This window comes from Natrarchaeobius versutus, assembly GCF_041205745.1.
Taxonomy (GTDB): domain Archaea; phylum Halobacteriota; class Halobacteria; order Halobacteriales; family Natrialbaceae; genus Natrarchaeobius; species Natrarchaeobius versutus.
Genome location: NZ_JBGFCC010000006.1, coordinates 313,471 through 335,620, shown reverse-complemented (window position 1 = coordinate 335,620; position 22,150 = coordinate 313,471). Strand labels below are relative to the sequence as shown.

At 65.4% G+C, this 22,150-nt stretch carries 24 protein-coding genes and 2 tRNA genes; 16 read left to right on the top strand and 10 right to left on the bottom strand.

Features of this window, described 5'->3' with window-relative positions; all coding sequences use genetic code 11:
* Positions 1 to 49: 49 nt before the first annotated feature.
* The 3 genes from AB7C87_RS15530 to AB7C87_RS15520 all read right to left on the bottom strand — a co-directional run bounded on the left by AB7C87_RS15530 (position 50) and on the right by AB7C87_RS15520 (position 3,235).
* On the bottom strand, positions 50 to 1,051 hold the full coding sequence (locus AB7C87_RS15530) for a sodium:calcium antiporter (RefSeq protein WP_369730408.1): 1,002 nt from the start codon (positions 1,049 to 1,051) through the stop codon (positions 50 to 52).
* A gap of 84 nt (positions 1,052 to 1,135) precedes the next feature.
* Positions 1,136 to 1,813 (bottom strand): ribonuclease HII, encoded by a 678-nt coding sequence (rnhB, locus tag AB7C87_RS15525; RefSeq protein ID WP_369730395.1) that lies wholly within the window; start codon positions 1,811 to 1,813, stop codon positions 1,136 to 1,138.
* A 45-nt stretch (positions 1,814 to 1,858) separates the two neighbouring features.
* Positions 1,859 to 3,235, bottom strand: a complete 1,377-nt coding sequence (locus AB7C87_RS15520) for a tRNA pseudouridine(54/55) synthase Pus10 (protein WP_369730394.1) — start codon at positions 3,233 to 3,235, stop codon at positions 1,859 to 1,861.
* Positions 3,236 to 3,373: 138 nt separating this feature from the next.
* Here AB7C87_RS15520 and AB7C87_RS15515 point away from each other — a divergent pair, with 138 nt between their 5' ends.
* The 5 genes from AB7C87_RS15515 (at position 3,374) to AB7C87_RS15495 (ending at position 7,431) form a co-directional block, all read left to right on the top strand.
* Positions 3,374 to 4,486 (top strand): S1C family serine protease, encoded by a 1,113-nt coding sequence (locus AB7C87_RS15515; RefSeq protein WP_369730393.1) that lies wholly within the window; start codon positions 3,374 to 3,376, stop codon positions 4,484 to 4,486.
* A 422-nt stretch (positions 4,487 to 4,908) separates the two neighbouring features.
* Positions 4,909 to 5,103, top strand: coding sequence for a DUF7511 domain-containing protein (locus tag AB7C87_RS15510; RefSeq protein ID WP_369730392.1), 195 nt, complete (start codon positions 4,909 to 4,911; stop codon positions 5,101 to 5,103).
* 8 nt (positions 5,104 to 5,111) lie between these two features.
* Positions 5,112 to 5,300: a DUF8028 family protein gene (locus AB7C87_RS15505; protein WP_369730391.1), complete on the top strand. Its 189-nt coding sequence runs from the start codon at positions 5,112 to 5,114 to the stop codon at positions 5,298 to 5,300.
* A gap of 119 nt (positions 5,301 to 5,419) precedes the next feature.
* Positions 5,420 to 6,376 (top strand): nucleotidyltransferase domain-containing protein, encoded by a 957-nt coding sequence (locus tag AB7C87_RS15500; protein ID WP_369730390.1) that lies wholly within the window; start codon positions 5,420 to 5,422, stop codon positions 6,374 to 6,376.
* Positions 6,377 to 6,642: 266 nt separating this feature from the next.
* Positions 6,643 to 7,431: a DNA-directed RNA polymerase subunit epsilon gene (locus AB7C87_RS15495; RefSeq protein WP_369730389.1), complete on the top strand. Its 789-nt coding sequence runs from the start codon at positions 6,643 to 6,645 to the stop codon at positions 7,429 to 7,431.
* Positions 7,432 to 7,486: 55 nt separating this feature from the next.
* Here AB7C87_RS15495 and AB7C87_RS15490 read toward each other — a convergent pair whose 3' ends face one another.
* Complete coding sequence (locus AB7C87_RS15490) at positions 7,487 to 8,317, bottom strand: NAD(+)/NADH kinase (RefSeq protein ID WP_369730388.1); 831 nt, start codon at positions 8,315 to 8,317, stop codon at positions 7,487 to 7,489.
* A gap of 234 nt (positions 8,318 to 8,551) precedes the next feature.
* Here AB7C87_RS15490 and AB7C87_RS15485 point away from each other — a divergent pair, with 234 nt between their 5' ends.
* From AB7C87_RS15485 to AB7C87_RS15460, 6 genes are all read left to right on the top strand, one after another.
* A complete protein-coding gene (locus AB7C87_RS15485) occupies positions 8,552 to 9,754 on the top strand; it encodes a KaiC domain-containing protein (protein ID WP_369730387.1) in 1,203 nt (400 codons plus the stop codon).
* A gap of 88 nt (positions 9,755 to 9,842) precedes the next feature.
* Positions 9,843 to 10,082 carry an amphi-Trp domain-containing protein gene (locus AB7C87_RS15480; protein ID WP_369730386.1) on the top strand — a complete coding sequence of 80 codons (240 nt, stop codon included), beginning with the start codon at positions 9,843 to 9,845 and terminating at the stop codon, positions 10,080 to 10,082.
* A 130-nt stretch (positions 10,083 to 10,212) separates the two neighbouring features.
* Positions 10,213 to 10,647 carry a universal stress protein gene (locus tag AB7C87_RS15475; protein WP_369730385.1) on the top strand — a complete coding sequence of 145 codons (435 nt, stop codon included), beginning with the start codon at positions 10,213 to 10,215 and terminating at the stop codon, positions 10,645 to 10,647.
* A gap of 229 nt (positions 10,648 to 10,876) precedes the next feature.
* Entirely contained in the window at positions 10,877 to 12,295 is a 1,419-nt protein-coding gene (locus AB7C87_RS15470; RefSeq protein ID WP_369730384.1) for a hypothetical protein, read from the top strand.
* Between the two features lie 228 nt (positions 12,296 to 12,523).
* A complete protein-coding gene (locus tag AB7C87_RS15465) occupies positions 12,524 to 13,747 on the top strand; it encodes a hypothetical protein (protein ID WP_369730383.1) in 1,224 nt (407 codons plus the stop codon).
* On the top strand, positions 13,744 to 13,884 hold the full coding sequence (locus AB7C87_RS15460) for a hypothetical protein (RefSeq protein ID WP_369730382.1): 141 nt from the start codon (positions 13,744 to 13,746) through the stop codon (positions 13,882 to 13,884). The genes AB7C87_RS15465 and AB7C87_RS15460 overlap by 4 nt, the downstream gene beginning before the upstream one ends.
* Here the strand turns inward: AB7C87_RS15460 and AB7C87_RS15455 are convergent.
* Positions 13,853 to 13,980 (bottom strand) — tRNA-Gly (locus AB7C87_RS15455). The two genes, AB7C87_RS15460 and AB7C87_RS15455, sit on opposite strands and share 32 nt — an antisense overlap.
* A gap of 210 nt (positions 13,981 to 14,190) precedes the next feature.
* Between AB7C87_RS15455 and AB7C87_RS15450 the strand changes: the two genes are divergently transcribed.
* Entirely contained in the window at positions 14,191 to 14,985 is a 795-nt protein-coding gene (locus AB7C87_RS15450) for an NAD+ synthase (RefSeq protein WP_369730381.1), read from the top strand.
* Between the two features lie 66 nt (positions 14,986 to 15,051).
* Here the strand turns inward: AB7C87_RS15450 and AB7C87_RS15445 are convergent, their stop codons facing one another.
* Together AB7C87_RS15445 and AB7C87_RS15440 are read right to left on the bottom strand one after the other, a co-directional pair.
* Complete coding sequence (locus AB7C87_RS15445) at positions 15,052 to 15,591, bottom strand: GNAT family N-acetyltransferase (RefSeq protein WP_369730380.1); 540 nt, start codon at positions 15,589 to 15,591, stop codon at positions 15,052 to 15,054.
* Between the two features lie 160 nt (positions 15,592 to 15,751).
* On the bottom strand, positions 15,752 to 16,462 hold the full coding sequence (locus AB7C87_RS15440) for an enoyl-CoA hydratase/isomerase family protein (RefSeq protein ID WP_369730379.1): 711 nt from the start codon (positions 16,460 to 16,462) through the stop codon (positions 15,752 to 15,754).
* 60 nt (positions 16,463 to 16,522) lie between these two features.
* Between AB7C87_RS15440 and AB7C87_RS15435 the strand changes: the two genes are divergently transcribed.
* Both AB7C87_RS15435 and AB7C87_RS15430 read left to right on the top strand, forming a co-directional pair.
* Positions 16,523 to 17,260, top strand: coding sequence for a DUF7114 family protein (locus AB7C87_RS15435; RefSeq protein WP_369730378.1), 738 nt, complete (start codon positions 16,523 to 16,525; stop codon positions 17,258 to 17,260).
* A gap of 83 nt (positions 17,261 to 17,343) precedes the next feature.
* Positions 17,344 to 17,415 (top strand) — tRNA-Thr (locus AB7C87_RS15430).
* A gap of 114 nt (positions 17,416 to 17,529) precedes the next feature.
* On the opposite strand, the gene AB7C87_RS15425 is transcribed toward AB7C87_RS15430, so the two are convergent.
* The 3 genes from AB7C87_RS15425 to AB7C87_RS15415 form a co-directional block, all read right to left on the bottom strand.
* Complete coding sequence (locus AB7C87_RS15425; protein ID WP_369730377.1) at positions 17,530 to 18,309, bottom strand: class I SAM-dependent methyltransferase; 780 nt, start codon at positions 18,307 to 18,309, stop codon at positions 17,530 to 17,532.
* A gap of 105 nt (positions 18,310 to 18,414) precedes the next feature.
* Positions 18,415 to 19,515: an archaeosine biosynthesis radical SAM protein RaSEA gene (locus AB7C87_RS15420; protein WP_369730376.1), complete on the bottom strand. Its 1,101-nt coding sequence runs from the start codon at positions 19,513 to 19,515 to the stop codon at positions 18,415 to 18,417.
* 152 nt (positions 19,516 to 19,667) lie between these two features.
* Positions 19,668 to 19,856, bottom strand: a complete 189-nt coding sequence (locus tag AB7C87_RS15415) for an HVO_0649 family zinc finger protein (RefSeq protein ID WP_369730375.1) — start codon at positions 19,854 to 19,856, stop codon at positions 19,668 to 19,670.
* A 109-nt stretch (positions 19,857 to 19,965) separates the two neighbouring features.
* Between AB7C87_RS15415 and AB7C87_RS15410 the strand changes: the two genes are divergently transcribed.
* Entirely contained in the window at positions 19,966 to 21,813 is a 1,848-nt protein-coding gene (locus tag AB7C87_RS15410; RefSeq protein WP_369730374.1) for a bacterio-opsin activator domain-containing protein, read from the top strand.
* A 95-nt stretch (positions 21,814 to 21,908) separates the two neighbouring features.
* The gene (locus AB7C87_RS15405) at positions 21,909 to 22,097 is read left to right on the top strand and encodes a DUF1328 family protein (protein WP_149082709.1); all 189 of its coding nucleotides are present in this window, start codon (positions 21,909 to 21,911) and stop codon (positions 22,095 to 22,097) included.
* The last annotated feature ends 53 nt before the right edge of the window (positions 22,098 to 22,150 follow it).

The window sequence follows — 22,150 nt, the reverse complement described above, 5'->3', positions numbered from 1 at the left end:
GCGACGAGTGACGACGCTTGATTCGGCCTCGAGCGAGAGCCGACCGACCTCAGGTCGGGACGACGTTCGTCGTGCCGACGCTCTCGAGGATCAGCCAGCCGACGAAAACGCCGTAGAGGACGAGCAACGTCCAGGCCTCGCGTCTCGTGAGGAGCATGTCGGTTCGTACGATGGCGAAGAAGACGACCGTCGCGAGGATTAGAAACCCCATCATCGGGACGACGTGCGGGAAGGAGATCTCGAGCGAGCCGGCGACGAGAACGCCCGCGGGAATCGCCACCAGGAGGTCGAATACGTTACTCCCGAGGACGTTCGCGAGGCTCACGCTCGCACGACCCTCCCGGGCGGCGACGACGCTGACGAACGCGTCGGGGACGCTCGAGCCGGCGGCGACGACGATCATCCCCCAGAGGAACGCGGGGGTGGCGAACGCGTCACCGAGCCCGATCGCGGCCAGGACCAGTCCCTCGACGCCGACGACGATAACGACCAGCCCGACGGCGAACCACCCCCAGGTTCCCAGGCCGACATCCGTCCGGACGGCGTCGTGTTCGGCGACGTCCAGAAACTGGACGAACAGATACAGCGCGTACAGTCCGAGCGGGAGCAACGCGAGCGGCCGGGTCATCGTTCCCGCGAGCCCGTTCCCGGATCCGGGGGAGTAGATGACCGCGAGCGAGAACGTCAACAGGAGGACGGCGACCGCGAGCATGTAGAACAGCGCCTCCTTGTACACCAGATCGCGGTTCGTGTCCATTCGACCGCCGACCAACACCGCCGCGCCGGGAATCACGAGCAGGTTGAACACCGCGGAACCGACGATCGCGCCGATGCCGAGTTCGAACTCGCCGTGACGCAGCGTCGCGAGGAGGACGCTCGCCAGTTCGGGCATACTCGAGCCGACGGCGGCGATCACCGCACCCTGGACGACGCCCGGAACGCCGTAGCCGGCCGCGAGGTCGTTTGCCGCGCGCTCGAGCCACTCGCTTCCCTTCCAGACGACGGCCGTCGCGACGGCGGCGAGTACAAGAAGCGACAGGACCTCGAGCACGCTTCGGCCCTGCATCGGGTGGCCGCATAAATCTTCGTCGCGCACTCGCATAGCGGTCGGTGTTCGGAGACGACGACCGGTTCGCTACTGGAACCGGCCGAGTCCCGTCTGTTCTGCGGCCGCGAGCACGTCCGCGCAGGTCGACCACGACGCGCGGGCGAACGGCGGCAGTTCGCCGCGGTCGGCGACGTAGGACTCGAGAAACTCGCGGGTCGTCGGATCGCTCGGGTAGCCGCTTCCCACCTCGCCGTACTCCTCGGCGATTGCGGCGACGTGAGCGTCGCGTTCGACCTTGGCGATCACGCTCGCCGCCCCCACGAGCCGCGACTCCTCGTCAGCGCCGTGGCGGGCGTCGATCTCGAGTGAGCGATCGATCTCGGGCGCACACGCCTCGGCCACCCGCCGGGCGAACCGGTCGGCGTCGGTATCACAGGCGTCACACAGCCCCTCGAGCGGTTCGCTCGAGTTGGAGTCCACTGGATCGAGGGCGTCGGCGATCGCTGTCGCGTGTGCGCTGACGGCGAGGGCGTTCATGTTCGTCTCCGGGTCGTCGATCGTCGCCGTCGTGATCTCGGCGACGCCGACGCGGATCCGGTCGTCCGCCCGAAGCGTCGCCGCGAGTTCTTCGCGGCGAGCGGGTGCGAGTCGCTTCGAGTCCGCGATTCCGTCGGGGAGGACGGCGGACTCTTCGAGGAACACCGCCGCCGCGAACATCGACCCCAGGGCAGGGCCCTTTCCGGCCTCGTCGACGCCGAATGGCATACGCCGATTCTCGGCGGCCGCTATCAAATTCGTTGTGACTCGCCGCTACTCGTCGTCGGGCGTCGACTCGGGTCGGTCCTCGCGCGGCTCGTCCCGGAAGTACGCCTCGAGTTCGAACGGCTCCTCCTCGCCGGAGACGCCGGTCACGTCGAGTGCGGTCACTTCTGCGTCGGTCTCGAGTAAGCCGGCGAGACTCGGCTCCGTCCGGCCGTCGTCGCTACTGATGAGTTCTTTGACGTAGAGGCCGCCAGCGCCGTGGATGCGAACCTCGGCTCGGGTCGGCTCTAGTAACTCGCCGCCGATCTCGTAGACCGTTCGCTCGCGCGTGAGGTTCGCCCGCCGGTGGTCGACCCGCTGGGGCGTGTACTGCTCGACCGTCGTCCCCGAGAGTTCGGCGAGTGCGGCCTCGAAGTCGTCGGCCTCGACCGGATCGCCGAAGGCGACGTCCGCCCGGTAGCGCTTGCTCGCGTCGTGTTCTTTGACGCGTTCGACCATCTCGTAGGTCGCCAGCCGAAGCCCCTCGACCTCGACTGCCCCCTCGGCGGCCTCGTTGATCTCGGCCTCGAGTGTCGCGGGATCGGGATCGCGCGTCTTCGGGCGTTTCACCTCGAGGACGAACGGCCGACCCTCTTCGAGCATCCGGGCGTCGACGTCCTCGCGGCCGGCGCCGTGGAAGGTTCCCTCGTCGCCGTCCATCGCGCAGACGACGTGCGGGCGGACGACCTGCTCGACGCTGGTGTCGTACAGATACCCCGAGCCGCCACAGTGTTCACAGGGTTCCTCGCCGTCGTCACCGAGCTGGATCCCGCTTCCGCCACACTCCCGGCAGGGCCACTCCGTCTGTGGAATATCCCGCTCGAGTTTACGGTAGCGTCCGTAGACGAACGCCGGGTTCACCTGGACGTCGACCGTGTGGCTCGTCACTTCGCCCGACTCTGTGGCCTCGAGCGGGTCGAAGCCCGCGAGGTCGATGACGGCGAGGACGTCTGGACGGTCGAAGTCGACGTCGGTTCCCGTCATCGCGCCGACGCGGCGACCGACCTCCCGGTTGACCTCGCGTTTCATCGACTCGCCGACGTCCGGCTCGAGGCCGGCGTCCTCGCGGAGGAGGCGTTCGTTCTCCTCGACGAGTGGGGGGACCTGTGACCCTACCTGATAGGTCTCGAACTCGACGTCGCCGATAGCGTCGACGACCGTCTCGGCGATGGCATCGAACGTCCCACAGTAGCCCTCACAGACCCAGCAATCCTCGGGGTCGGTCGGTTCGAAATCCTCGTCGTCGGCGAGCGCGATCGTCGTCCGGAGCGCCCGGCCGCGCTCGGCGTTGGTCAGCCCGAAACTCCTGTCGGCGAACGGGCGACCGAGACAGGAGTCACAGACCGCTCCCGTCGCCAGCAGTTCGCGGGCGTCGTCGGTGATCATGTCCCGAGCGTGGGGGGCCGCGCCTAACACGTTTTCTGTTCCGTGGCCGTCGAGTGTGCGTTTCGATCAGTTCCGGGTCAATCGAGCGAGTGTTCCGTTTCCCGGGTGTTCAAATGGGTGTAGTCCTACCCGTGGCGTATGCAAGGTCCCGAATTGAGTCGCCGCCACCTCCTCGCCGCCGCTGGCGGCGGTTTAGCCGGCTCCCTCGCCGGCTGTGCGGAGCCCCAGCGCGACAGCGCCGTCGAAGGCGGCGTCTCGGCGGAGATCGATCACGACAATCGCGCCGAGGGATCGGCGTACACCGACGTCTACGACGCGATCATCGACTCCGTCACGCAGGTCCGCGTCTTCGGCGTCGAGGACCCGCTCACCGAAACCGAGGGTCGCGGCCAGGGGTCGGGCTTTCTCTACGACGACCGCCACATCGTCACCAACGAACACGTCGTCGCCGACGGCGAGGAGGTCGACCTCCAGTACATCAACGGCGACTGGACGGCGACGAAACTCGTCGGCGTCGACCGATTTAGCGACCTGGCCGTCCTCGAGGCCGACCACGTCCCCGACGCCGCGACGGCGCTTTCGCTGACCGAGCAACGGCCCGTCGTCGGCCAGGAAGTGCTCGCGATCGGCAACCCCTACGGCCTCGAGGGATCGATGTCGGCGGGCGTCGTCAGCGGCGTCAACCGGTCGGTCGACCACCCGGGTCGGCGCTTTTCGTTCCCGAACGTGGTCCAGACCGACGCGGCCGTCAACCCGGGCAACAGCGGCGGCCCGCTCGTCGACCTCGAGGGGAACGTCGTTGGCGTCGTCAACGCCACCGCCCCCGGCGGCAACAACATCGGCTTCGCCATCTCGGCCGCCCTGGCCGATCGCGTGGTGCCGGCGCTCATCGAGGACGGCGAGTTCGAACACCCCTTCATGGGGATCACCCTGTCGACGGTCGATCGGCTCATCGCCGAGGAGAACGACCTCTCGGAGGCGGGGGGCGTCATCGTCGTCGACGTCCTCCCCGACGGCCCGGCCACCGGGGTCCTCGAGGGCGCGGATCGGACGACGACCCGTCGAAACGAGGAGATCCCGGTCGGCGGCGACGTCATCCTCGAGATGAACGGCGAGCCGATCCCGGATCGCCACGCGCTCTCGACGTTTCTCGCCCTCGAGACCAGCCCCGGCGACGAACTCGAGTTGTTGCTCCGACGGAACGACTCCGAGACGGTCGAGACGATGACGCTCGCGGCCCGTCCGGAGTAGTCGTTGCTCGCGTCGACGTGAGAGTGACTGATACGGTTTGCCGTAACGATTTACCGGTGTGACCGCAGGACGGGTCGCGGTCGCACCGGAAATGGCTGACAGCAGACCGTATGAGGACACCGACTCACGTCCCGCACACCTGCGGGACGTCGGCGGAGAACCGTTTGCGCCACGCGATCGATTTTTCGGCGAGCGCGGGTCGTAAATACGAGCTTACCCGACGGTAAGAGGAAACTTCTGCCGTCGTCGACCTGTAACACCACCGTACACGCGACGGGGAGACGAGATCACCTCGACGGGAACGACAATCTCGAATGCCGGTCCGTTGCTCGAGTTTCCTCGACGTTCGACACGGTAACCGATCGATAACAATGGGGTCCAATCGGTTAGATTCAGTTGGCGCGCACCTCGCCTGTTACCATATGACATACGACGTCGAATCACAGACCACAGAAATCGACGACCCGAACGAAGCCCTCGATCACGTCGTCGTCGAAAACGACGACGCGGCGAACGAATGTGCCATCTTTCCACAGGGGGCGAGCGAGGACCGACTGTTGACCAACTGGCTTACGGCTCACGGGGACTCGTTCGTCTCGCTCGAGTCGATGCGCTAGGGCGACGCATGCGTCTCGGTGCCTCCACGACCGCCGCCGGCTTCTGGATCAGCACGCTCCTTCCCGTCGCGTACTTTCCCATCTTCATCGTCGGTATCGACTCCATCGGGAGGCTGTCGCTGTTTCTCGGATTGCTCGCGGTCCACGCCCTCGCGCTCGTCGTCGGACACGACTACCCGGCGTCGCGCCCGCAGTGAACGCCGATTCCGCCTCTCTTCCTCTTCGTCGGTCCTTTAAGTGCCTCTGGTCACAAGGTAGAGATATAGCAGGGAAACGCCGTTTGCGGAAACCGCGGCGTTTCGCTTTCGTTCTCGCAATGACGACCGTTTCAGCCACCGTCTTCGACGCCGTCGACGAGGAGATCACCGTCCTCGAGTCCGACCACGGCGTCGACGTCGTGTTGGCGGCCGCACGAGGCAGTCACGCGTGGGGTGCGTCCGGGCCCGAAAGCGACCACGACGTCGGCTTCGTCTACGTCCAGTCGGACCTCCGGGGATACGCCCACGTTCGCGAGCCACCGACGACGATAACGGCGGAACCCGAACGATCCGACGTCGACCTCGAGTTTCAAGGGTGGGACGTTCGGACGTTCGCCCGGTTGCTCGCCGACTCGAACGACGGCGCGATCGATTTACTCCGGAGTCCGATCCGCTACCGGAGTGCGTACGACGCGACCGACCTCCTGGCGTACGTCGAGCGGACGTACAATCCGATGGACCTCTATCACGCCTGGCGCGGCGTCGCGACGAACAACTACCGGAAGTACGTCTCCCACCACCTCGTCCGAACCGACGACGAGACGTTCCCGATCCTCGAGACGACGGACGACGCGTACCTGGTCGAAACCGACGAGGGAACGGCGACGATTCCGGCCGACGACGAGCGCTACGCCGAGACGCAGACGCGTGCGACCGTCAAACGAAACCTGACGATCTGTCGTGGGTCGATGTACGCCCGCTACCTTCGGGCGACCGGCGAACGCGGCGAGCACGACCTCCCCGCACTCGAGTTCGAGCGCTTTCTGACCGAGCAAGCCCCCGCGGTGTTCGAGCCAGAACGGATCGAGCGCGCCCGCACGTTGCTCGAGCGAAAGCGCCGCGGCGAGGGTTCGGAGACGGTCGGCGACGCAGTCGGGCCGGAGTTCGCACGTCCGCCCGTCGAGATCGACCCCGAAATCCACGCCCGCGGCGGACCGGACGCCGAGCGACTCGACGCCTTCGTCGACAAGATGATCGCGGCGGCTCGAGTCGGCGACGATCGCTCGATCCTTTAAGTGCTTCTGGTGACAAGGTGAAGCTACGAAGGGCTTTTCGCGACTCCTCACGCACCGGAAGCGATAGCGTTCTCCGATCCCTGGCGGGCGAGCCATGGCGCTTTCCGAGTCACTGACCGCCACCGATCACCGCGTTTTCCGACCGCTGGCGTCGGGTAGTCACCGGCTTCGCCCCGTAGATCGTCTCTGAGAGTCGACAGTCGACGTCCCATCCGGCGCGAAACGAGCGAGCATTTTTCAGTCTCCCCCGCCGAACCATCGACGAGATGAGAGACGACGGTGCCGATCCCCGATCCACCCCGGAGGGGGGCGTCGCACTCGAGCGCCCTCGAACGCCCGAACGCGAGCGCCGCCTCGAGACGCGTCCCGGTTCCGGATCGCTGTCGCGGGCGGACGTCCAGCGTGACTCGACGGTCCGGCGATGGGGCGTCGTCACGCCGAGTGCGACCGTCATCGGCCGCGCGGAGTCGCCCGACGGCGACCTCTCGGAGAGCGTTCGCCGCCTGCACGACGAACAGCACGCGGCGACGCCGGGTTACAGCGAGCGCGCACATCACCTCGATCGCCTGCGCACGACACAGGCGCTGTGTAACGCCCTCGAGTTGACGCCGTGGCAACGCGATCTCGCCCTCGGCGTGATGGACGAAATCGACCTCACGGAGTTCGGGAGCCAGCGCGCGATTCCGAAAGTCGCGCTTGTGGTGATCAGACACGTCGTCGACGTCGACCGGCGGGCCTACTTCGGGCTCGACGACGTCGACGTCGGCGCGCTGTCGACCGAACGGATGGACGAGTTGTTCGGGCGCTACCGCGCACACGACATCACCGACGAGCCGGCGTTCACTCGGCTCGCCGCCCAGTACGGCCTCGACAAGACGAGTCTCAACCGTCTCCGACGAGTGTTGAAGAATCAACTCGCCGACGAGCTACCCGCCTACGGCCGGAACCCGTATCGCGATCCTAACCTGCCCGATTCGACCGACTCGAGGGGCGAATCCTCGACCGAAACCGATTCGATCGACTCGAGGGGCGGTGACGACGAACGCAGTTCCTGATTCGTGGATTGTTCCGGGCCGACCGGTCGAATCGCTGACTCGAGGATCGACTCGGTCACTCGAGTTTCTCGAGGCCGCCGAAGAAGTTCGTTTTGGGGCCGACAAGCGTGACGGGATCCGCCGCGAGCGAGACCGAGACCGTGGTAGGCGCCTCGAGACGGTGGCGGTTTCGCCCGTCGCTGATCGCGTACGCCGTCTCGGTGTCCGAAACGGTGAGTTCGAGCGCCGAGTCAGGATCGACGACCAGCGGCGGCATCGCCTCGTCGGCTGCCATCTGTGTGACGACGAGCGCGTCAGCCGTCGGGTGGACGAGCGGCCCGCCCTCGCTCAGGTTGTACGCCGTCGATCCCGTCGGCGTCGCGACGAGGACGCCGTCGGCGTGGCCGTCCGCGTACCGCTCGCCATCGACACGAATCTCGATCGTCGCGCCGCCGCCGTGGCCTCTGCGAGGCCCGTGGACGACGATCTCGTTGAGCGCGGGCTCGAGCGTCCACCCATCGCCACGGGCCCGAAGGCGCTCGAGCGTTTGCCCCTCGAGCGTGTCTCCGCCTCGGCGTCGATCGACGAGGTCGGTGACGACGTCGACGGCATCGGCGGGCGAAACGGCGTTCAGAAAGCCAACCTCACCGAGGTTCACCCCGAGGATCGGCGTCGATCCGACCGCTCGGGCGACGAACAACAGCGTGCCGTCACCGCCGATGCTCACGACGAGGTCGCGGTCGGCCATCTCGGCGACGGGAACGGACGCCGCGTCGATCGTCCCGCCGGTTTCCTCGTCGACGACCACCGCGACCGCCTCGCACTCGAGTGCGTCGAGGAGCGCTTCAGTGAGCTTCCGTGCCCGCTCGTTGCCACGTTGGGCGACGATTCCGACGTCGACGTCCATCGTCGGCGGATACCCGTTCCGGGGTCAAAAAGCCACGCCTCTCGTCCGCGACGGCCGGAAGCGACATTACGCCCGCTGAACACACTCTACGCGAGTGAACGATTCGCGACGGTCGGTCGTCGTCTCTGGGAAGACAGACGCCTCGACGGCCACGCTCGAGGCGGGGTCGAGAGCCGCCGAGAACCGCGTTTGCGCCGCACACCTCGTTCGGACGGAAACCGAGGGTGAACACACATGAGCGACGACTGGTTCGAGCGGGCGCTCGCCGAAGCGGCCGACGAAGACGAAGCGTCCGGCGAGTTCGACGCCACCACCGGCGGGGAGACCGACGAGCGTGCGTGTCCGACCGACGAAGCCAGCCGCCAGGCCGACCAAGAGGGAGCGGGCAACGAGATCGATCTCGAGTTCGTCGACGGGGACCGCGGTGACGGCCGCGAGAGCAACGGTGAAGTTCGCGGTGAGACGTCGAACGAGGACGGTGGTCCGACGGGCGAGGCGCATGAAGACGCTCCGACGGGCAGGGTAGATTGCGACGATCCGGCGGACAGGGCGACTGACGACGAAGCCGACGGTGGCGAGAGCGACAGCGGTTCCCTGTTCGACGAGGACTTCGGGTCGGCGCTCGAGAACGCCCCGGACGTCACGACCGACGACCAGGGCGGTGGGCCCTCCAGCTTTTCGGATGTCGACTTCGAAATCGGCGCCGACGACCCCGACTTCGAGGAAGATCCCGACACGGAACTCCCCAGGGTCGATCTCGGCGTCGACGGCCTCGATCGGATGATCCAGGGCGGCGTTCCGGAACGCTCGCTCATGGTGGCCGTCGGGAGCGCCGGCACCGGGAAAACGACGCTCGGACTCCAGTTTCTCGAGTGCGGACTCCAGCAGGGCGAACGGGCGGTGTTCATCGCCCTAGAGGAGAGCCGAGAACGCGTGATCAACAGCGCGACGGAGAAGGGGTTCGCCTTCGACGAACACGTTGCGGACGGCCGACTCGCGATCGTCGATTTAGACCCCGTCGAGTTGGCCAACAGCCTCGCGTCGATCAGGTCCGAACTGCCGACGCTCATCGAGGAGTTCGGCGCCTCACGGCTCGTCCTCGACTCGGTGTCGTTGCTCGAGATGATGTACGACGATCAGTCACAACGGCGAAACGAGATCTACACCTTCGCAAGGAGCCTGAAAGACGCGGGCGTCACGTCGCTGTTGACGAGCGAGGCGTCGGACGACAACCCCTACGCCTCGAGACACGGCATCGTCGAGTACCTCACGGACGGCGTCTTCGTCCTGCAGTACGTCCGCCCGGACGACTTCCGAGAGACGCGACTCGCGATCGAGATCCAGAAGATCCGCGACGCGAACCACTCGCGGGAGAAAAAACCCTACGAGATCACCGGCGAAGGGATCTCCGTCTATCAACAGGGGAACCTGTTCTGACCGAAGGGCTGGCTCGAGCGGGCGGTAACTATCGATTGGTCGCCGTTCGCTCCCCATACTTTTGCCGGGCCGTTCGCCACACCACACCATGGCCCAACGGACGACGGCCGACGAAACGCTCACGCGCGAGGAGGTTGCGACGTACTTCGAGCACCTCTCGGAGGCCTTCGACGAGAACGAAGAAACCGTCCGCGTTAGAGTCGGCAACAAGACGGTCGACCTCGAGCCGCCGGATGGCGTCGACCTCTCCGTCGACGTGATCGAACGCTCGACGATGTTTCGCGGGAAACGCGAGAGCGTCTCGATCGAACTGAGCTGGAAACCCTGATGCGAATCGCCAGCACGCGGCGAACCGGTTTCTGTTGGTTCGTCCACCCCTCGAGTGGCCCGAATCTCGTTCCCACCGAGTCGAATCGATAGCGAAGTTCTTGTCCCTTCGCGCGAGTAGTTTCATATAGATGTACGACACGATCCTCTTTGCTACGGACGGGAGCGATCACGCCGAAACCGTCGCAACCCACGCGATCGACGCCGCGACGACTCGAGACGCGACGCTACACGTCCTCTCCATCGTCGACGATCGCGCGTTTCTCGTCCTGGGCGACGACCGCGTCGAAGCCATTCGCGGGGAGCTTCGCGCGAACGCGCTCGAGGCGACCGACGAGGCCGCGACGCGCGCCGACGAGGCGGGTCTCGACGTGGCGACGGCGATCGACACCGGCCACCCCGCGGAGTGTATCGTCGACTACGCGGAGGATATCGGTGCCGACCTGATCGTTATGGGAACGAGCGGCGACGACTACGAAAACAACGTCGTCGGTAGCGTCTCCCAGCGCGTCGTCCGAACCGCGCCGGTCCCGGTCACGACCGTCGGTCCGGACGTCGACGCCTGATACGGGCTCCTGTACCGATGTATCGGCGGTGAGTCGAACCGTGTGAGACGAGTCACTGTGGAGGAGTGCAGCGAGTCCACCGTTGCAACCGCGACCCGTGCGGCGGTTGCCCCGGAACTGACTGACAGGAAACCGTACGAGACGGACCGCTCGAGCGAGCGAGACGACGACGGGCGAGACGGAATCGATTCGGTCAAATTGATATGTGCGGCGTCGGTAGTACGATTTCATGCGCCGCTCGATCGTGATCGCGACAGCACTGTTGGCGGTCGCGTTTCTGTTCGTCGGCGGTCCCTCGCTGTTTTTCTCGCCGTCGACGGAAGACATCGCACCGGAACAAGAAGAGCGACCGGAACCGGAGATCGTCTCGTTCGAGGACAGCGACGGAGGGTTCTGGCCGTATCTCAACTCCCAGGAGACCCACGAGAAACGAAGCCCGCTCAACGTCGTCGTCCGCGGCGACACCGACCGCGTCGTCCGCCTGTTGGCACGACATGGCGAGGGCGACTGGGAAGAAGCCGAACACGATCACTTCGAAGCTGAGGAGCTCTTAGAGCCCGGCGAACTCGAAAACGGCTCCGCGATGGATCCCGACAGCGACGGAGAATCCGAGACGACCGTCGACGACATTCGCCCCGTCTCCCCGACCGACATTCCCTGGTCCGAGGCGGACGGAACGACCCGCTACGCCTACGTCGATCCCGGCCCCGATGAGGACGCTTACTGGACGACCGAAACCACGCAACTCGAGGACGGCGAGTACTACGGCTACCGATATCACATTCGGCTCTACGACAGTCCGAACCCCGACGATCAGTGGGTCGTCATGCAGACCCACTCGGAACACTTCGACTGGTTTACCCTTCGCCACCGCGTCGACGGCGTCGAAGACGCTCAGTCGCGTCTCGAGGCCGACCTGATGGCGATCCCGAGCGTGGACATCCAGGAGGACGTCCAGCGGATCTACCTCGACAACGCCGGCCCCGCCGACGCCGACGGCTGGGCCACGAAAGTCGACCTCACCGCCATGGCGCTCACACCGGTCGCGGTGGGACTCGCCGCGCGTCGGAGACGCGACTCCCGGGCCGAGCGGGTGGTGGGCCCACTGCGAACCGAGCGAGCCGGCGTCCTCGAACGAGCCGAACACGAGGTCGACGGGAAGCTGAGCGAGTCCGATCGCGCCCGCCTCGGGGCCGCCTACGCCCGCCTCGAGGCGCGACACCTGATCCTCGCGGGCACGATCCTGACGATCGTCCTCGGCGTTCGAATCGCCGGGATCGCCCTCGATCGCTCCGCCGGCTTCCTCTCCGTCCACGCGATCGCGGCGTTGTTGTACCCGCTCATCGCCCTCGGACTCCCGATCGCAACCTATGCGATCGCCGGCGGGCTCGAGCGCCGACTCGATGCCGCACTGGCGGCGTCGGCCTCGCTCGCGGTCGCGATCTGGCTCGACTACGGCCTCCTCGGCGTCGACGTCCTCCCGATCGACGTCATCTTCCAGCGGGCACTCGTCGTCGTCGCACTCGGACTGATCGCCGGCGGCGCGGCCAAACGCGCGACCCGCGACTCGAGGCTGAACGACATGGTCGTCGCCGGCGTCGCGATGTGGACGCTCGTCCTGGTCGGGACGCTGTTGGGTTATTTGTAATCGGTCGCGTCGGCCGCGCGAGTCGTCACCGGCGATACGATCGACGGGAAATCGATCGTCGCCTCCTGACCCGGTCACACACCGGGAGATTTCGCCACACCAACTACGTACTGATCTATAGCAATACCCGTGACGACTGGCGCCAAATTATAAAAAATACGATATATTGAAGGCGGGTACGGAAAAGTCTCGGATGAAAGCCGGCACCACCGCCGGTTTCCGTACACCATGAACCGACGAGAACTGCTCTCGGCGATAGTCGGGACGGGGACGATCCCGGCCGTTGCCCTGACGCGTCGCCGCTCCGAGCGTTCGACAGCACCCGTGGACCGAACGACCCGCCGCGACCGGGAACAGGACGCCTGGATCAACCGGACCGGCGTCAACGCGACGGTTGTCGCCGGATCGACCACATCAGTTACGGTCGAACTTTGCTCGTCGACGCCACTCGAGCCGTTTTCACTTTGCGTCTCCAAACGGGCGTATCCGACCGGTCGAACGTTCGCGACGGTCGAGGGACCGCTGATCGAGGCGAACGTACCTCTCGATCGGCGCGTTAGCGTCGCCGTCGACGAGTTTCCCCGCGACTCGAGCTCGGTTCCGTGGCTGTACGTGATCGAAGCGAAACGTGGCGAGACGGCCAACAGATATCTCTGCGAGTCCAATCCGTTCGTTGGATCGAAGCGAAACGCGGCGACCGCAGGCGCCGAGCCTCTCGAGCTATCGCGGTCCGAGACCGGATACCGCCGCCGGAATCGCGAAGGACGATACGACCTCGAGTTTCGGTGGACCGACGGCGAAAACGCGACGTGGACGCTCGAACACTCACTCAGCAAATCAGCCTTCGAACGGGCACGAGCCCGCCCTCGAGGATACGCACGGACGTTTCTCGACTCCCGAACCAATCCGTACGCAGGACATCTGGGCGAGCGGCTCGTTTCCGACGCCGTTCGACCGGAGCCGGCCGACGACGATCGATCCACGACCGAGGCCCAGTGGCTCGACCGAACGGTCCGGTTCGTCCAGTCGTTCGAGTACGTCTCCGACATGGAGGCCGCGGGAGCGTTCGATTACCATCGGATGGTCGAGGAAACCCTGGTCGACGGCGCGTGCGACTGTAAGGACGGGACGTACTTGCTCGCCGGGCTCCTGTCTCACCCACCGTTCGGGTACGGAACGGCGCTCGTGTTGATGCCCGACCACATGCTTCTGGGCGCCCGGAAGTCCGATCTCCCGGATCGCTACGCGGACCGTGAAACCATCTTCGATAGCCCGTTCGTAGCGGTCGAGACGACGTCCAAGAAACCGATCGGCACGTACCGTGACGAGCCGATCAGTGCGATCGTCAGCCCAGAGTACCAGCGGATCGACCCCGAGACGATCGACGATATCGTCGACAGGCAACTTCGACTGTTGAAATCGCATTATTCGGAGTCAACGTCAGTCCATTGATCCACGCGGACGGCGGTGCCATCGACTACGGGCCGGGGTTCAGCGATTCGGACGCTCGAGGCGACGCCGGAAACTCACTCGAGAAAGAAGACGTTCGTCAGAACATGCGCCGACCGGGAATTGAACCCGGGCTATGAGCCTGGGAAGCTCATGTCCTACCATTAGACTTCCGATAGACTCCCTCCATTCGTCTATCGACCTTCGCCTCGCTTTGCTCGGCTCACCACCGGCGCTCGTTCACTCCGTTCACTCGCGGCGAGGATCGCAAATCCGACGGGTTTGCTCACCACCGGCGCTTGCAGTACTCGAGTCTACCCGCTCGGAACACTTCACCGTCGTGTCCTCGAGCGGTTCCTGTACGGATCGAGGAAATCGATTCACGTTCGTCCAGTTTTTTCCGGAAACACGAGCCTATTAGGACGGGGAACCCGTATCGACGGTCGATGATCGACCTTCGCTTCTCGGAGGAGGAACTGGAACGACGACACGAACACATCCTCGAGTTCGTCCGCGACACCGTCGACGCCGCGGGTGCCGATGGGGCCGTGCTCGGGCTCTCAGGAGGAATCGACAGCACGCTTACGGGCTACCTGACCGTCGAGGCGCTCGGTCCGGAGAACGTCCACGGTCTCGTCCTCCCGGCAACGGTCAGTAGCGACGAGAACATGAGCGACGCCGAACGGGTCGCCAGGGACCTCGAGATCGGCTACGACGTAATCGAGATCGAGCCGATCGTCGACTCGCTTCTCTCGGTCTACCCCGACGCCGAGGGCGACCACGTGGCCACCGGCAACGCGAGAGCCCGCATCCGCGGCGTACTGAACTACCTCGTCGCCAACCACGAGAACCGCCTCGTCGTCGGCACCGGCAACCGAAGCGAGGCCGCCGTCGGCTACTTCACCAAGTACGGCGACGGCGCCGTCGACTGCCACCCGATCGGGAATCTGTACAAACAGCAAGTTCGCCAACTCGCCCGCCACGTCGGCGTCCCGGAGGAACTGGCCGCGAAGACCGCCACCGCCGAACTCTGGGCCGACCAGACCGACGAGGACGAACTTGGCATCGCGTACGACACCCTCGATGCTATCCTCGCGACCCACGTCGATGGCCCGCTGTCGGTCGCCGCCACCGCCCGCGAACTCGAGGTCGACACCGAGACCGTCGAGATGGTCCGTGGCCTCTACGAGCGGAGCGAGCACAAGCGCAACGCGCCGCCAGCGCCCGAACCGCTCGAGTGAGTCGGGTTCCCCAACCGATGCGGTCGAGAGGGAAAGTCGAACCGATCCGAAAGGCGTCGACGACCGCTACTCCCGCCCGTCCCGCCACTCGTCGGCGAGTAAGCCGTACCAGTACGTATCCTGATGTTCGCCGTCGGCGAACCACGCGTCGCGGTGGACGCCCTCTCTCGAGAAGCCGATCGACTCGAGCAGTCGCTGTGAGGCCTCGTTGAACTCGAAGACGCGAGCCTCGATCCGGTGAAATCCCAGCTGGTCGAAGCCGTAGGCGACGACCAGTTCGGCCGCCTCCGTCCCGTAGCCCTGGTCGTGGTGGTCGGGCGCGAGCCAGTAGCCGATCTCCGCGCGCCGTGCCCGCCAGACGATCGAATTGAAGCCGACGATTCCGACGCGCGTTCCCTTGACGTCGATGAGGAAGTCGATCGTCTCGTCCCCGCAGACGACCTCCTCGAAGAACTCCCGTTCTTGTGCCTGATTGACCGGCGTCTGTCGGCCGATCGCCCGCCAGATTCGCGGATCGTTGATCCACTCCTGGAGGAACTCGAGGTCCTCTTCCTCGATCGGACGGAGCGTGACGCGGTCGCCGGAGAGAAACGCGGGTGTGGTCATAATCGTCCATTCCTCGAGTCGTACAAGAGGTTTCGTGTGCTATGGCACCAGCCGACAAGATCGGCTCCGCTCCGAGGGGATGACGGTCGTTCCAGCGGACACACCAGCCCACCCTGCGCTGGCTTGGGGGAGAACTCCAGGCCAGTCACAGCAGACCGTCTCACTCGAGCATCGCGTCGATATCGTCCGCGTGAGCCGCCACGAGGTCACCGAATGCCTCGGCCTCGCGTCGTTCCCGCGTTTCGCGGTCGGCGTCGTCCCGGATTCGGCGTTTCAGAACCTCACAGGCATCGGAGGCGTTGCCGGCGATCTCGCGTGCGACGGTCCGGGGATCGTCCTCGAGTCGCGAGATCAACCCAAGCCGAAGGGCCTCTTCGGCGTCGACGACGCGGCCCGTAAGCGCGAACTCGAGGGCGTGGCCCTCGCCGACCAGTCGAGGGAGGCGGACGGTGCCGCCCCAGGCACCGAACAGCCCGAAGGTGACGCCGGGTTCGCCGTAGGTCGAGTCGGGCGTCCCGACCCGAACGTCACAGGCGAGTGCGAGTTCGAGTCCGCCGCCGCGGACGGGGCCGTCGATCGCCGCGACGACGACCGCCGACGACTCCTCGATCGCGCGGGCGACGCGCTGGCCCAGGCGGGCGAACTCGATCGCGGCCTCCCGGTCGCCCTCCAGGGCGGCGACGGCCTCGAGGTCCGCGCCCGCACAGAACGCCGGGCCGCGTCCGCGGAGGACGATCACCGACTCGTCGGCGTCGACGATCGCCCGCTCGAGCGCCTCGAGTCCGTCCACGGTGAGGGCGTTTCTGACCGCCGGGCGATCGAGCCTAACGGTGCGAATCGAACGGTCGGCGTCGACTTCGACGTCGATCATGACGCGAGTCGATCGAGCGTTTCCAAAGGTCTTTGCTTCCCCCCTCGTAAGACCTCGATAATGGAAGAGGCCGACGACTGTCGGCGCGCCGCCGTCGAAGCCGTTGCGGACGTCGAACCACCGCGGTTGCACGATCTCGTCGAATCCGTCTTAGAGGACGCGTCGATGGTTCCCGGTGCACTCACGATCGAGAGCGCGAGCGTCGCCGCTCGCGACGCAACCCCCGGAGTCGAGACGGGGTCGGACGGCGAGGATTCCGTCGGCACCGATCCGGGCGCGGAGGGAGTGCTCACGCACGCCGCCGGCGTCCAACTCATCTACGAAGGACTGCGACTGACGCGAACGCTCGCTCACGAGGAACCCTGGCACGAAGACGGCAATCCTCACGAGGGTGAAAACGGCGACCTCGAGATTCTCGCCGCCGACATCCTCGTCGCCCGCGGGTTCTACCTGCTCGCCCGTACCGAAGCCGCCGGGAAAGCCGTCCGGACGGTCCAGGCGTTCGGCCGGGATCAAACCCGGCGTGACGACCTCCGCCGTGGCGAGGAAACCGGCGGCGATCCCGCCGCACTCGACGCGAACTTAGAACGTGACGTCCTCGAACTCGCCGTGCTCACCGGCGCGGCCGGTGTCGGTGAGACACCTTCGCCGCGACTGCTCGCGATCGCCGACGATCTGGCCGACGACTTCGCGCCGTCGTTCCCGCCGGTCGAGGAGTGTCACAGCGCGTTCGCGCGCTCGCCTTCGGACCGGTCGCTCGACACCACCGACAGGGCGACCTCGGCGACGGATCCGTAACCGACTCGAGCGAGCGAACCGTCCCCACGCCCGGCGGCGAATCGAAACCCATAAAGACGACTCGAGTCAACCAACAGTTGCGCGCCTGGGTAGCTTAGCGGTAAAGCGCGTCCTTGGTAAGGACGAGAGCCCGGGTTCAAATCCCGGCCTAGGCTTAGATTCTTTCGTTCGGAAATCCAACACAGCGACGCCAGTTACTACCACTGACTTGCTCAACTGCACGTCCCGTGACGTAGAGTGGCTACCATCGTTCCCGATCGAATCCCGAATCACGACTCGCTGTTCGCCACCGCTCGAGTCGACTCGTCGCTCGGTTTGTATGCTACGAGCGTAACCCGAGGCTCACCGTCGACGCGGTACTCGGCGTAATACAGCACCGTCAGGTTAGCACACGCCGCCAGGAGTTCGTTCGACGCGAACCGGTAGCGATCGCCTGGCCCGTTTCCGTCGGCCGACTCGAGGTAGTGTTCGTAAAACAGGAGACCGCCCGGAGAGAGCGCCGATAGTATCCCAGGAAGTCGGTCACGGGCGTCGAAGAAGCCGATCGTTACGACGTCGTACGTCTCCTCGAGAAAAACGTAGCTGTCGACGTCGGCCAGGATCCACTCGATGGAAACCGACCGCGACACCGCGCGTTCGCGGGCGCGTTCGAGTTGGGCCCTCGAGACGTCGAGCGCGTCGACGCGCAACCCGGCCTCGGCGAGGGCAATCGCGTTCCGGCCGAGACCGGTCGCGACGTCGAGCGCGCGGCCCTCCGAGCAGTCCTCGAGGAGTGTTCGCAGGATCGGAGAGGGTACCCGTTCCGTCCTCGAGACCGGAACGAGAGCGTCCGACGCGAGCCCGTTCGGAATCGCGTCACTCGAGTCGGCGTCCGGCGGGGTCGGTTCATCCGACGGTGAATCGGTCGAGTCGGGATCGAACTCCACCTCGCTCGAACGTAGATTCGACTCCGCCCCGGTCGAACGCAGATCCGGTTCAACCTCGCTCGAGCACGGGTCGGATTCTGCCTCTGGCGAATCGCGACTCGCTCGAGAGTGGTCCTCGGTCACGGCTCGTTCCGACGACATCAAGCGAGTACAAAGAGGTGTGCCACGGTGGCTCGTTCTCGGAAGCGGCAAAGCGTCGGTATCGTTCTCGGGAAAGGAAAACCGTCGTTACCGGGTCAGCGGTTGGTTGAACCCGCGCTCGCGCTCGTAGACGGCCTCCCATGTCAGCTTGCACTCACAGGAAACCTGCTCGAACACCGACGGGTCCTGGCGGAGGTCGAAGTCCTTGATGGCCTTTTGGACGAGGTCGTCGCACTCGCCGCAGTTGTGGGGGCCGCGGTCGGAGCCGTGGCCGACGGGGTCGGAGACGACGATGGCGTCTACGGCGGCGGTTTCCTCGAGGACGTGGGCGACCGACCAGAGCCACGGCGGGCGGTAGCCGTCGTTGAAGTAGAGTTCGTCGACCATGGTGTACCGCTGGACGTTACAGGGGTTCATCGAGACGGTGTGACAGCCCGAGACGTCCGCACAGCGTTCGATCGAGGAGATCATGTCCTCGATGGCCTCCGATTCCGTGAGGAAGGGCGGCTTCATCAGGAGGTAGGCCTTGATACCGGCGTTCGCCGCGTCTCCCACCGCTTCGTCGGCGACCGCCGCCTCGGCGCAGGCGTCCTCGAAGTCCGCGAAGTCGAAGTACTTGTTCACGCAGTCGTGACGGACGCGGTCCGTGGCCGTCTCGAGGCCGATCGCGACGTCGGTGTCGACGCCGTGCTGGGTGAAGTCGCCGATCTTCTCGCGGTCGACGAAGTCGGGCAGAGACTCGACGACCATACGATCGCGGTCGGCGAAGGTGTCTGCGATCGCTCGTCGCGTCTCGGCGCCGACCTCGCGCTCGTCGAGAAAGGAGCCGGAGGTGTAGATCTTGATCAGATCGGCAGGCTCGTCGGCGTTGTCGGCCTCGTGGTCGAGACAGACCTGAATTTGGTCCATCAGGGCCTCGTGGGAGACGGAGCCGCCGTCGACGCTCTCGGCGACGTAGCCACACATCGTACAGCCGCCGGCGCGGGCCCAGCGACAGCCGCCGGTATTGAGGATGATCGTCAGGCTCTGTTTGACGCCGTTGGGGGTGTTGTCCTCGTCGAGCCAGACCCGGGTCGGCTCGTGGGGATCGTAGCTCGCCTCCTTGCGCGAGCGAATCTCGCGCATCACCTGGTTGTGGGCGTCCATGCCCTTGCCCTGCTCGTAGACGTCGGGCGTGGGTTTACTCATTGGCGGGAAAAGCGGGCCGAGGCGTAAAGCGGCTTCGTCTGTGGCCGCTCTCCCGCAGCTGAACCGGGCGTGACCACCGGCACGACGGCCCCCTCGGATCGCTTCGCGGCCGCTCACGAGGACGGAAGTCCGTACCGAGAGCGCGGTGCCGGCTACAGTCGCATCTCTCGGGTCTCGACGGCGAAACAGGAGGGGCAAACGAACTGGTACTGGACCCGACTTCCAGTCGTCGTAACCCGCCATCCACCGTCGGTATCCCGGAACCCACACTGGCGACACTCGAGTTCGGATCTCTCGAACTTTCGCCGAAGCCGTTCGAACGGTGTGTTACCTAGTGACATGGGTAATGATATACCGTGAACAATCATAAGGGTCGTGGGTACCGGTTCGGGAGCCGAACTGTCGCCCGGATCACGATGGTTCTTTGCGGTGTCGCGCTTATTTAGGAGTATGACCGACGTCGAGTCAGCAGACGGTGGCGAGAATGACGTCGATCCGGCGAGGGCCGCACTCGAACGCATCGACGATCCGGTCGTCGCCGTCGCCGACGGGACGATCACCTACGCCAATCGCGCGGCGAGAGAGACGTTCGAGATTTCCGATGACGACGAGGCGGCCTCTCTCGAAACCTGGGATCGTCTCGCGGGTGCGATCGACGAGGCGACGGCAGGGACGGCAAGACACGTCGACCTCGAGGGCGAGTGGACCGGTACGGAGGTTCACCGCGGACTCGAGGGCGCGACGATCACGTTCGAATCCGACGACGGAAACCGACCGGGGGAACGCGATCGCGTCGTCAAGGATCGCGCGATCAACGAAACGCCGGTCGGCGTCGTTATCTCCGATCCGGCCCGCGAGGATAACCCGCTGGTTTACGCAAACGAAGCGTATCAGGAGATTACGGGATACGACCTGGACGACGTTATCGGACGCAACTGTCGGTTCCTCCAGGGCGAAGATACCGACGAGGAAGCCGTCGACGAGTTGCGAACGGGGATCGACCAACGACGACCCGTCACCGTCGAGTTGAAAAACTACCGGAAAGACGGCACCGAGTTCTGGAACGAGGTGACGGTCGCGCCCGTCAGAAACGACCGCGGGGAACTCACGCACTTCGTCGGGTTCCAGAACGACGTGACGGCGCGCAAGCAGGCCGAACTCGAACTCGAGCGCCGGACCGAGGAACTGGAGTACGTCCTCGATCGGGTCGAGGGACTCGTCCAGGACGTTACCGCGGCCGTGGCCGGTTCGACTACCCGGTCCGAACTCGAGGCGGAAGTCTGTGAGCGAATCGTCGCAGAGCCGGCCTACGACGGCGCCTGGATCGGCGAACGAAACCAGACGACGGGCGCCGTCGACGTCCGTGCGAGTGCGGGCGAGTCGTCCACCCACGATCGAGTACCCGTCGACCGGTCGGCGCCGGAGGCGATGGCGAACGAGAGCGTCTCGGTCGAGACGGTCGACGGACACACCCACGCGACGTTCTCGCTGGCCTACAACGAGATCGAGTACGGCGTTCTGACCGTTCGGATGGCTGAGAATCGGCCCGTCGACGACCGCGAAGCGGTGATCCTCTCGGCGCTCGCACGTGCGCTTGCAAGCGGGATCAACGCCCGCGAAACCAGTCGAATCCTCGAGACCGACGCCATCGTCGCGGTCGAACTCGAACTCGTCGACGATTCGATCGCACCGATCGCGGTCTCCGCGGCGGCCGACTGTCGCCTCGAGTATCGACGATCCACCCACCGAGAGGACGGAACGGCCGCGCTGTTCACCGTCACCGGGGCGAACGCGAACGAGGTTCGACGTGGCGCCGAGACCGTCGACGGCGTCGACTGCCGAATCGTCGTCGAACGGGACGACGAGTGTCTCGTCGAATTCGTCGGCGGTGACGACCCCATCACCCGGCTCTCGGAACGCGGTGCTCGCGCTCGAACGATCGAGTGCCAGGACGGTCGCGCCCGATTCGAACTCGAGGTTCCCCAGTCGGGGGACGTTCGGTCGGTCGTCGAGACCCTCGAGGATCGGTACGAGGGAACGAGCGTGCTCTCGATCCAGCAACGCGAGGTCGGCGATACCCGCGAGGAGTTTATCGATCGGCTCGAGGACGAACTCACCGACCGCCAGTTCGCGGTCTTACGCCGCGCCTATCTCGGTGGTTACTTCGAGTGGCCTCGCCCCGTTACCGGCGAGGAACTCGCCCAATCGATGGACGTCTCGCGGCCGACGTTCCACGAACACCTTCGGACGGCCGAACAGAAGCTCTGTCGGGCGGTGTTCGACGAGCAGTCGGGATGACTCTCCGCGGATCCGACCTGTAGTCCGAGGCTAGGACCGCGAACTGTGCCAGACGGTCGCCGACGTTTATGTACCCCGTCGTGATAGCCGGGGATATGCTCGAGTTCGCAACGCCGCTCCAGATCGGTGAGGGTGGGTTTCTGTACTGGGCGATCGTCTTCTTCGTGCTCGCGATCATCGCCGCGGCCGTCGGCGCCCGAGGCGTCGCCGGAATCTCGATGGAGATCGCTCGGATCTTCGTGTTGATCTTCATCATCCTCGCGATCGTCGCGCTGTTGCTCTGACCGGCGGTCAGCTATCGAAGTCCTATAATAGCCACTGCAGGTCTTGCACACCT

What these genes read in the sequence shown, in the direction of transcription:
- rnhB (WP_369730395.1), bottom strand. Translation starts at nt 1,813, where the DNA reads ATGCCATTCGGCGTCGACGAGGCCGGAAAGGGCCCTGCCCTGGGGTCG.
- AB7C87_RS15520 (WP_369730394.1), bottom strand. Translation starts at nt 3,235, where the DNA reads ATGATCACCGACGACGCCCGCGAACTGCTGGCGACGGGAGCGGTCTGT.
- AB7C87_RS15415 (WP_369730375.1), bottom strand. Translation starts at nt 19,856, where the DNA reads ATGTCACTAGGTAACACACCGTTCGAACGGCTTCGGCGAAAGTTCGAG.
- AB7C87_RS15450 (WP_369730381.1), top strand. Translation starts at nt 14,191, where the DNA reads ATGATCGACCTTCGCTTCTCGGAGGAGGAACTGGAACGACGACACGAA.
- AB7C87_RS15495 (WP_369730389.1), top strand. Translation starts at nt 6,643, where the DNA reads ATGAGAGACGACGGTGCCGATCCCCGATCCACCCCGGAGGGGGGCGTC.
- AB7C87_RS15485 (WP_369730387.1), top strand. Translation starts at nt 8,552, where the DNA reads ATGAGCGACGACTGGTTCGAGCGGGCGCTCGCCGAAGCGGCCGACGAA.
- AB7C87_RS15410 (WP_369730374.1), top strand. Translation starts at nt 19,966, where the DNA reads ATGACCGACGTCGAGTCAGCAGACGGTGGCGAGAATGACGTCGATCCG.
- AB7C87_RS15480 (WP_369730386.1), top strand. Translation starts at nt 9,843, where the DNA reads ATGGCCCAACGGACGACGGCCGACGAAACGCTCACGCGCGAGGAGGTT.
- AB7C87_RS15505 (WP_369730391.1), top strand. Translation starts at nt 5,112, where the DNA reads ATGCGTCTCGGTGCCTCCACGACCGCCGCCGGCTTCTGGATCAGCACG.
- AB7C87_RS15490 (WP_369730388.1), bottom strand. Translation starts at nt 8,317, where the DNA reads ATGGACGTCGACGTCGGAATCGTCGCCCAACGTGGCAACGAGCGGGCA.
- AB7C87_RS15445 (WP_369730380.1), bottom strand. Translation starts at nt 15,591, where the DNA reads ATGACCACACCCGCGTTTCTCTCCGGCGACCGCGTCACGCTCCGTCCG.
- AB7C87_RS15500 (WP_369730390.1), top strand. Translation starts at nt 5,420, where the DNA reads ATGACGACCGTTTCAGCCACCGTCTTCGACGCCGTCGACGAGGAGATC.
- AB7C87_RS15420 (WP_369730376.1), bottom strand. Translation starts at nt 19,515, where the DNA reads ATGAGTAAACCCACGCCCGACGTCTACGAGCAGGGCAAGGGCATGGAC.
- AB7C87_RS15515 (WP_369730393.1), top strand. Translation starts at nt 3,374, where the DNA reads ATGCAAGGTCCCGAATTGAGTCGCCGCCACCTCCTCGCCGCCGCTGGC.
- AB7C87_RS15405 (WP_149082709.1), top strand. Translation starts at nt 21,909, where the DNA reads ATGCTCGAGTTCGCAACGCCGCTCCAGATCGGTGAGGGTGGGTTTCTG.
- AB7C87_RS15470 (WP_369730384.1), top strand. Translation starts at nt 10,877, where the DNA reads ATGCGCCGCTCGATCGTGATCGCGACAGCACTGTTGGCGGTCGCGTTT.
- AB7C87_RS15465 (WP_369730383.1), top strand. Translation starts at nt 12,524, where the DNA reads ATGAACCGACGAGAACTGCTCTCGGCGATAGTCGGGACGGGGACGATC.
- AB7C87_RS15440 (WP_369730379.1), bottom strand. Translation starts at nt 16,462, where the DNA reads ATGATCGACGTCGAAGTCGACGCCGACCGTTCGATTCGCACCGTTAGG.
- AB7C87_RS15435 (WP_369730378.1), top strand. Translation starts at nt 16,523, where the DNA reads ATGGAAGAGGCCGACGACTGTCGGCGCGCCGCCGTCGAAGCCGTTGCG.
- AB7C87_RS15475 (WP_369730385.1), top strand. Translation starts at nt 10,213, where the DNA reads ATGTACGACACGATCCTCTTTGCTACGGACGGGAGCGATCACGCCGAA.
- AB7C87_RS15510 (WP_369730392.1), top strand. Translation starts at nt 4,909, where the DNA reads ATGACATACGACGTCGAATCACAGACCACAGAAATCGACGACCCGAAC.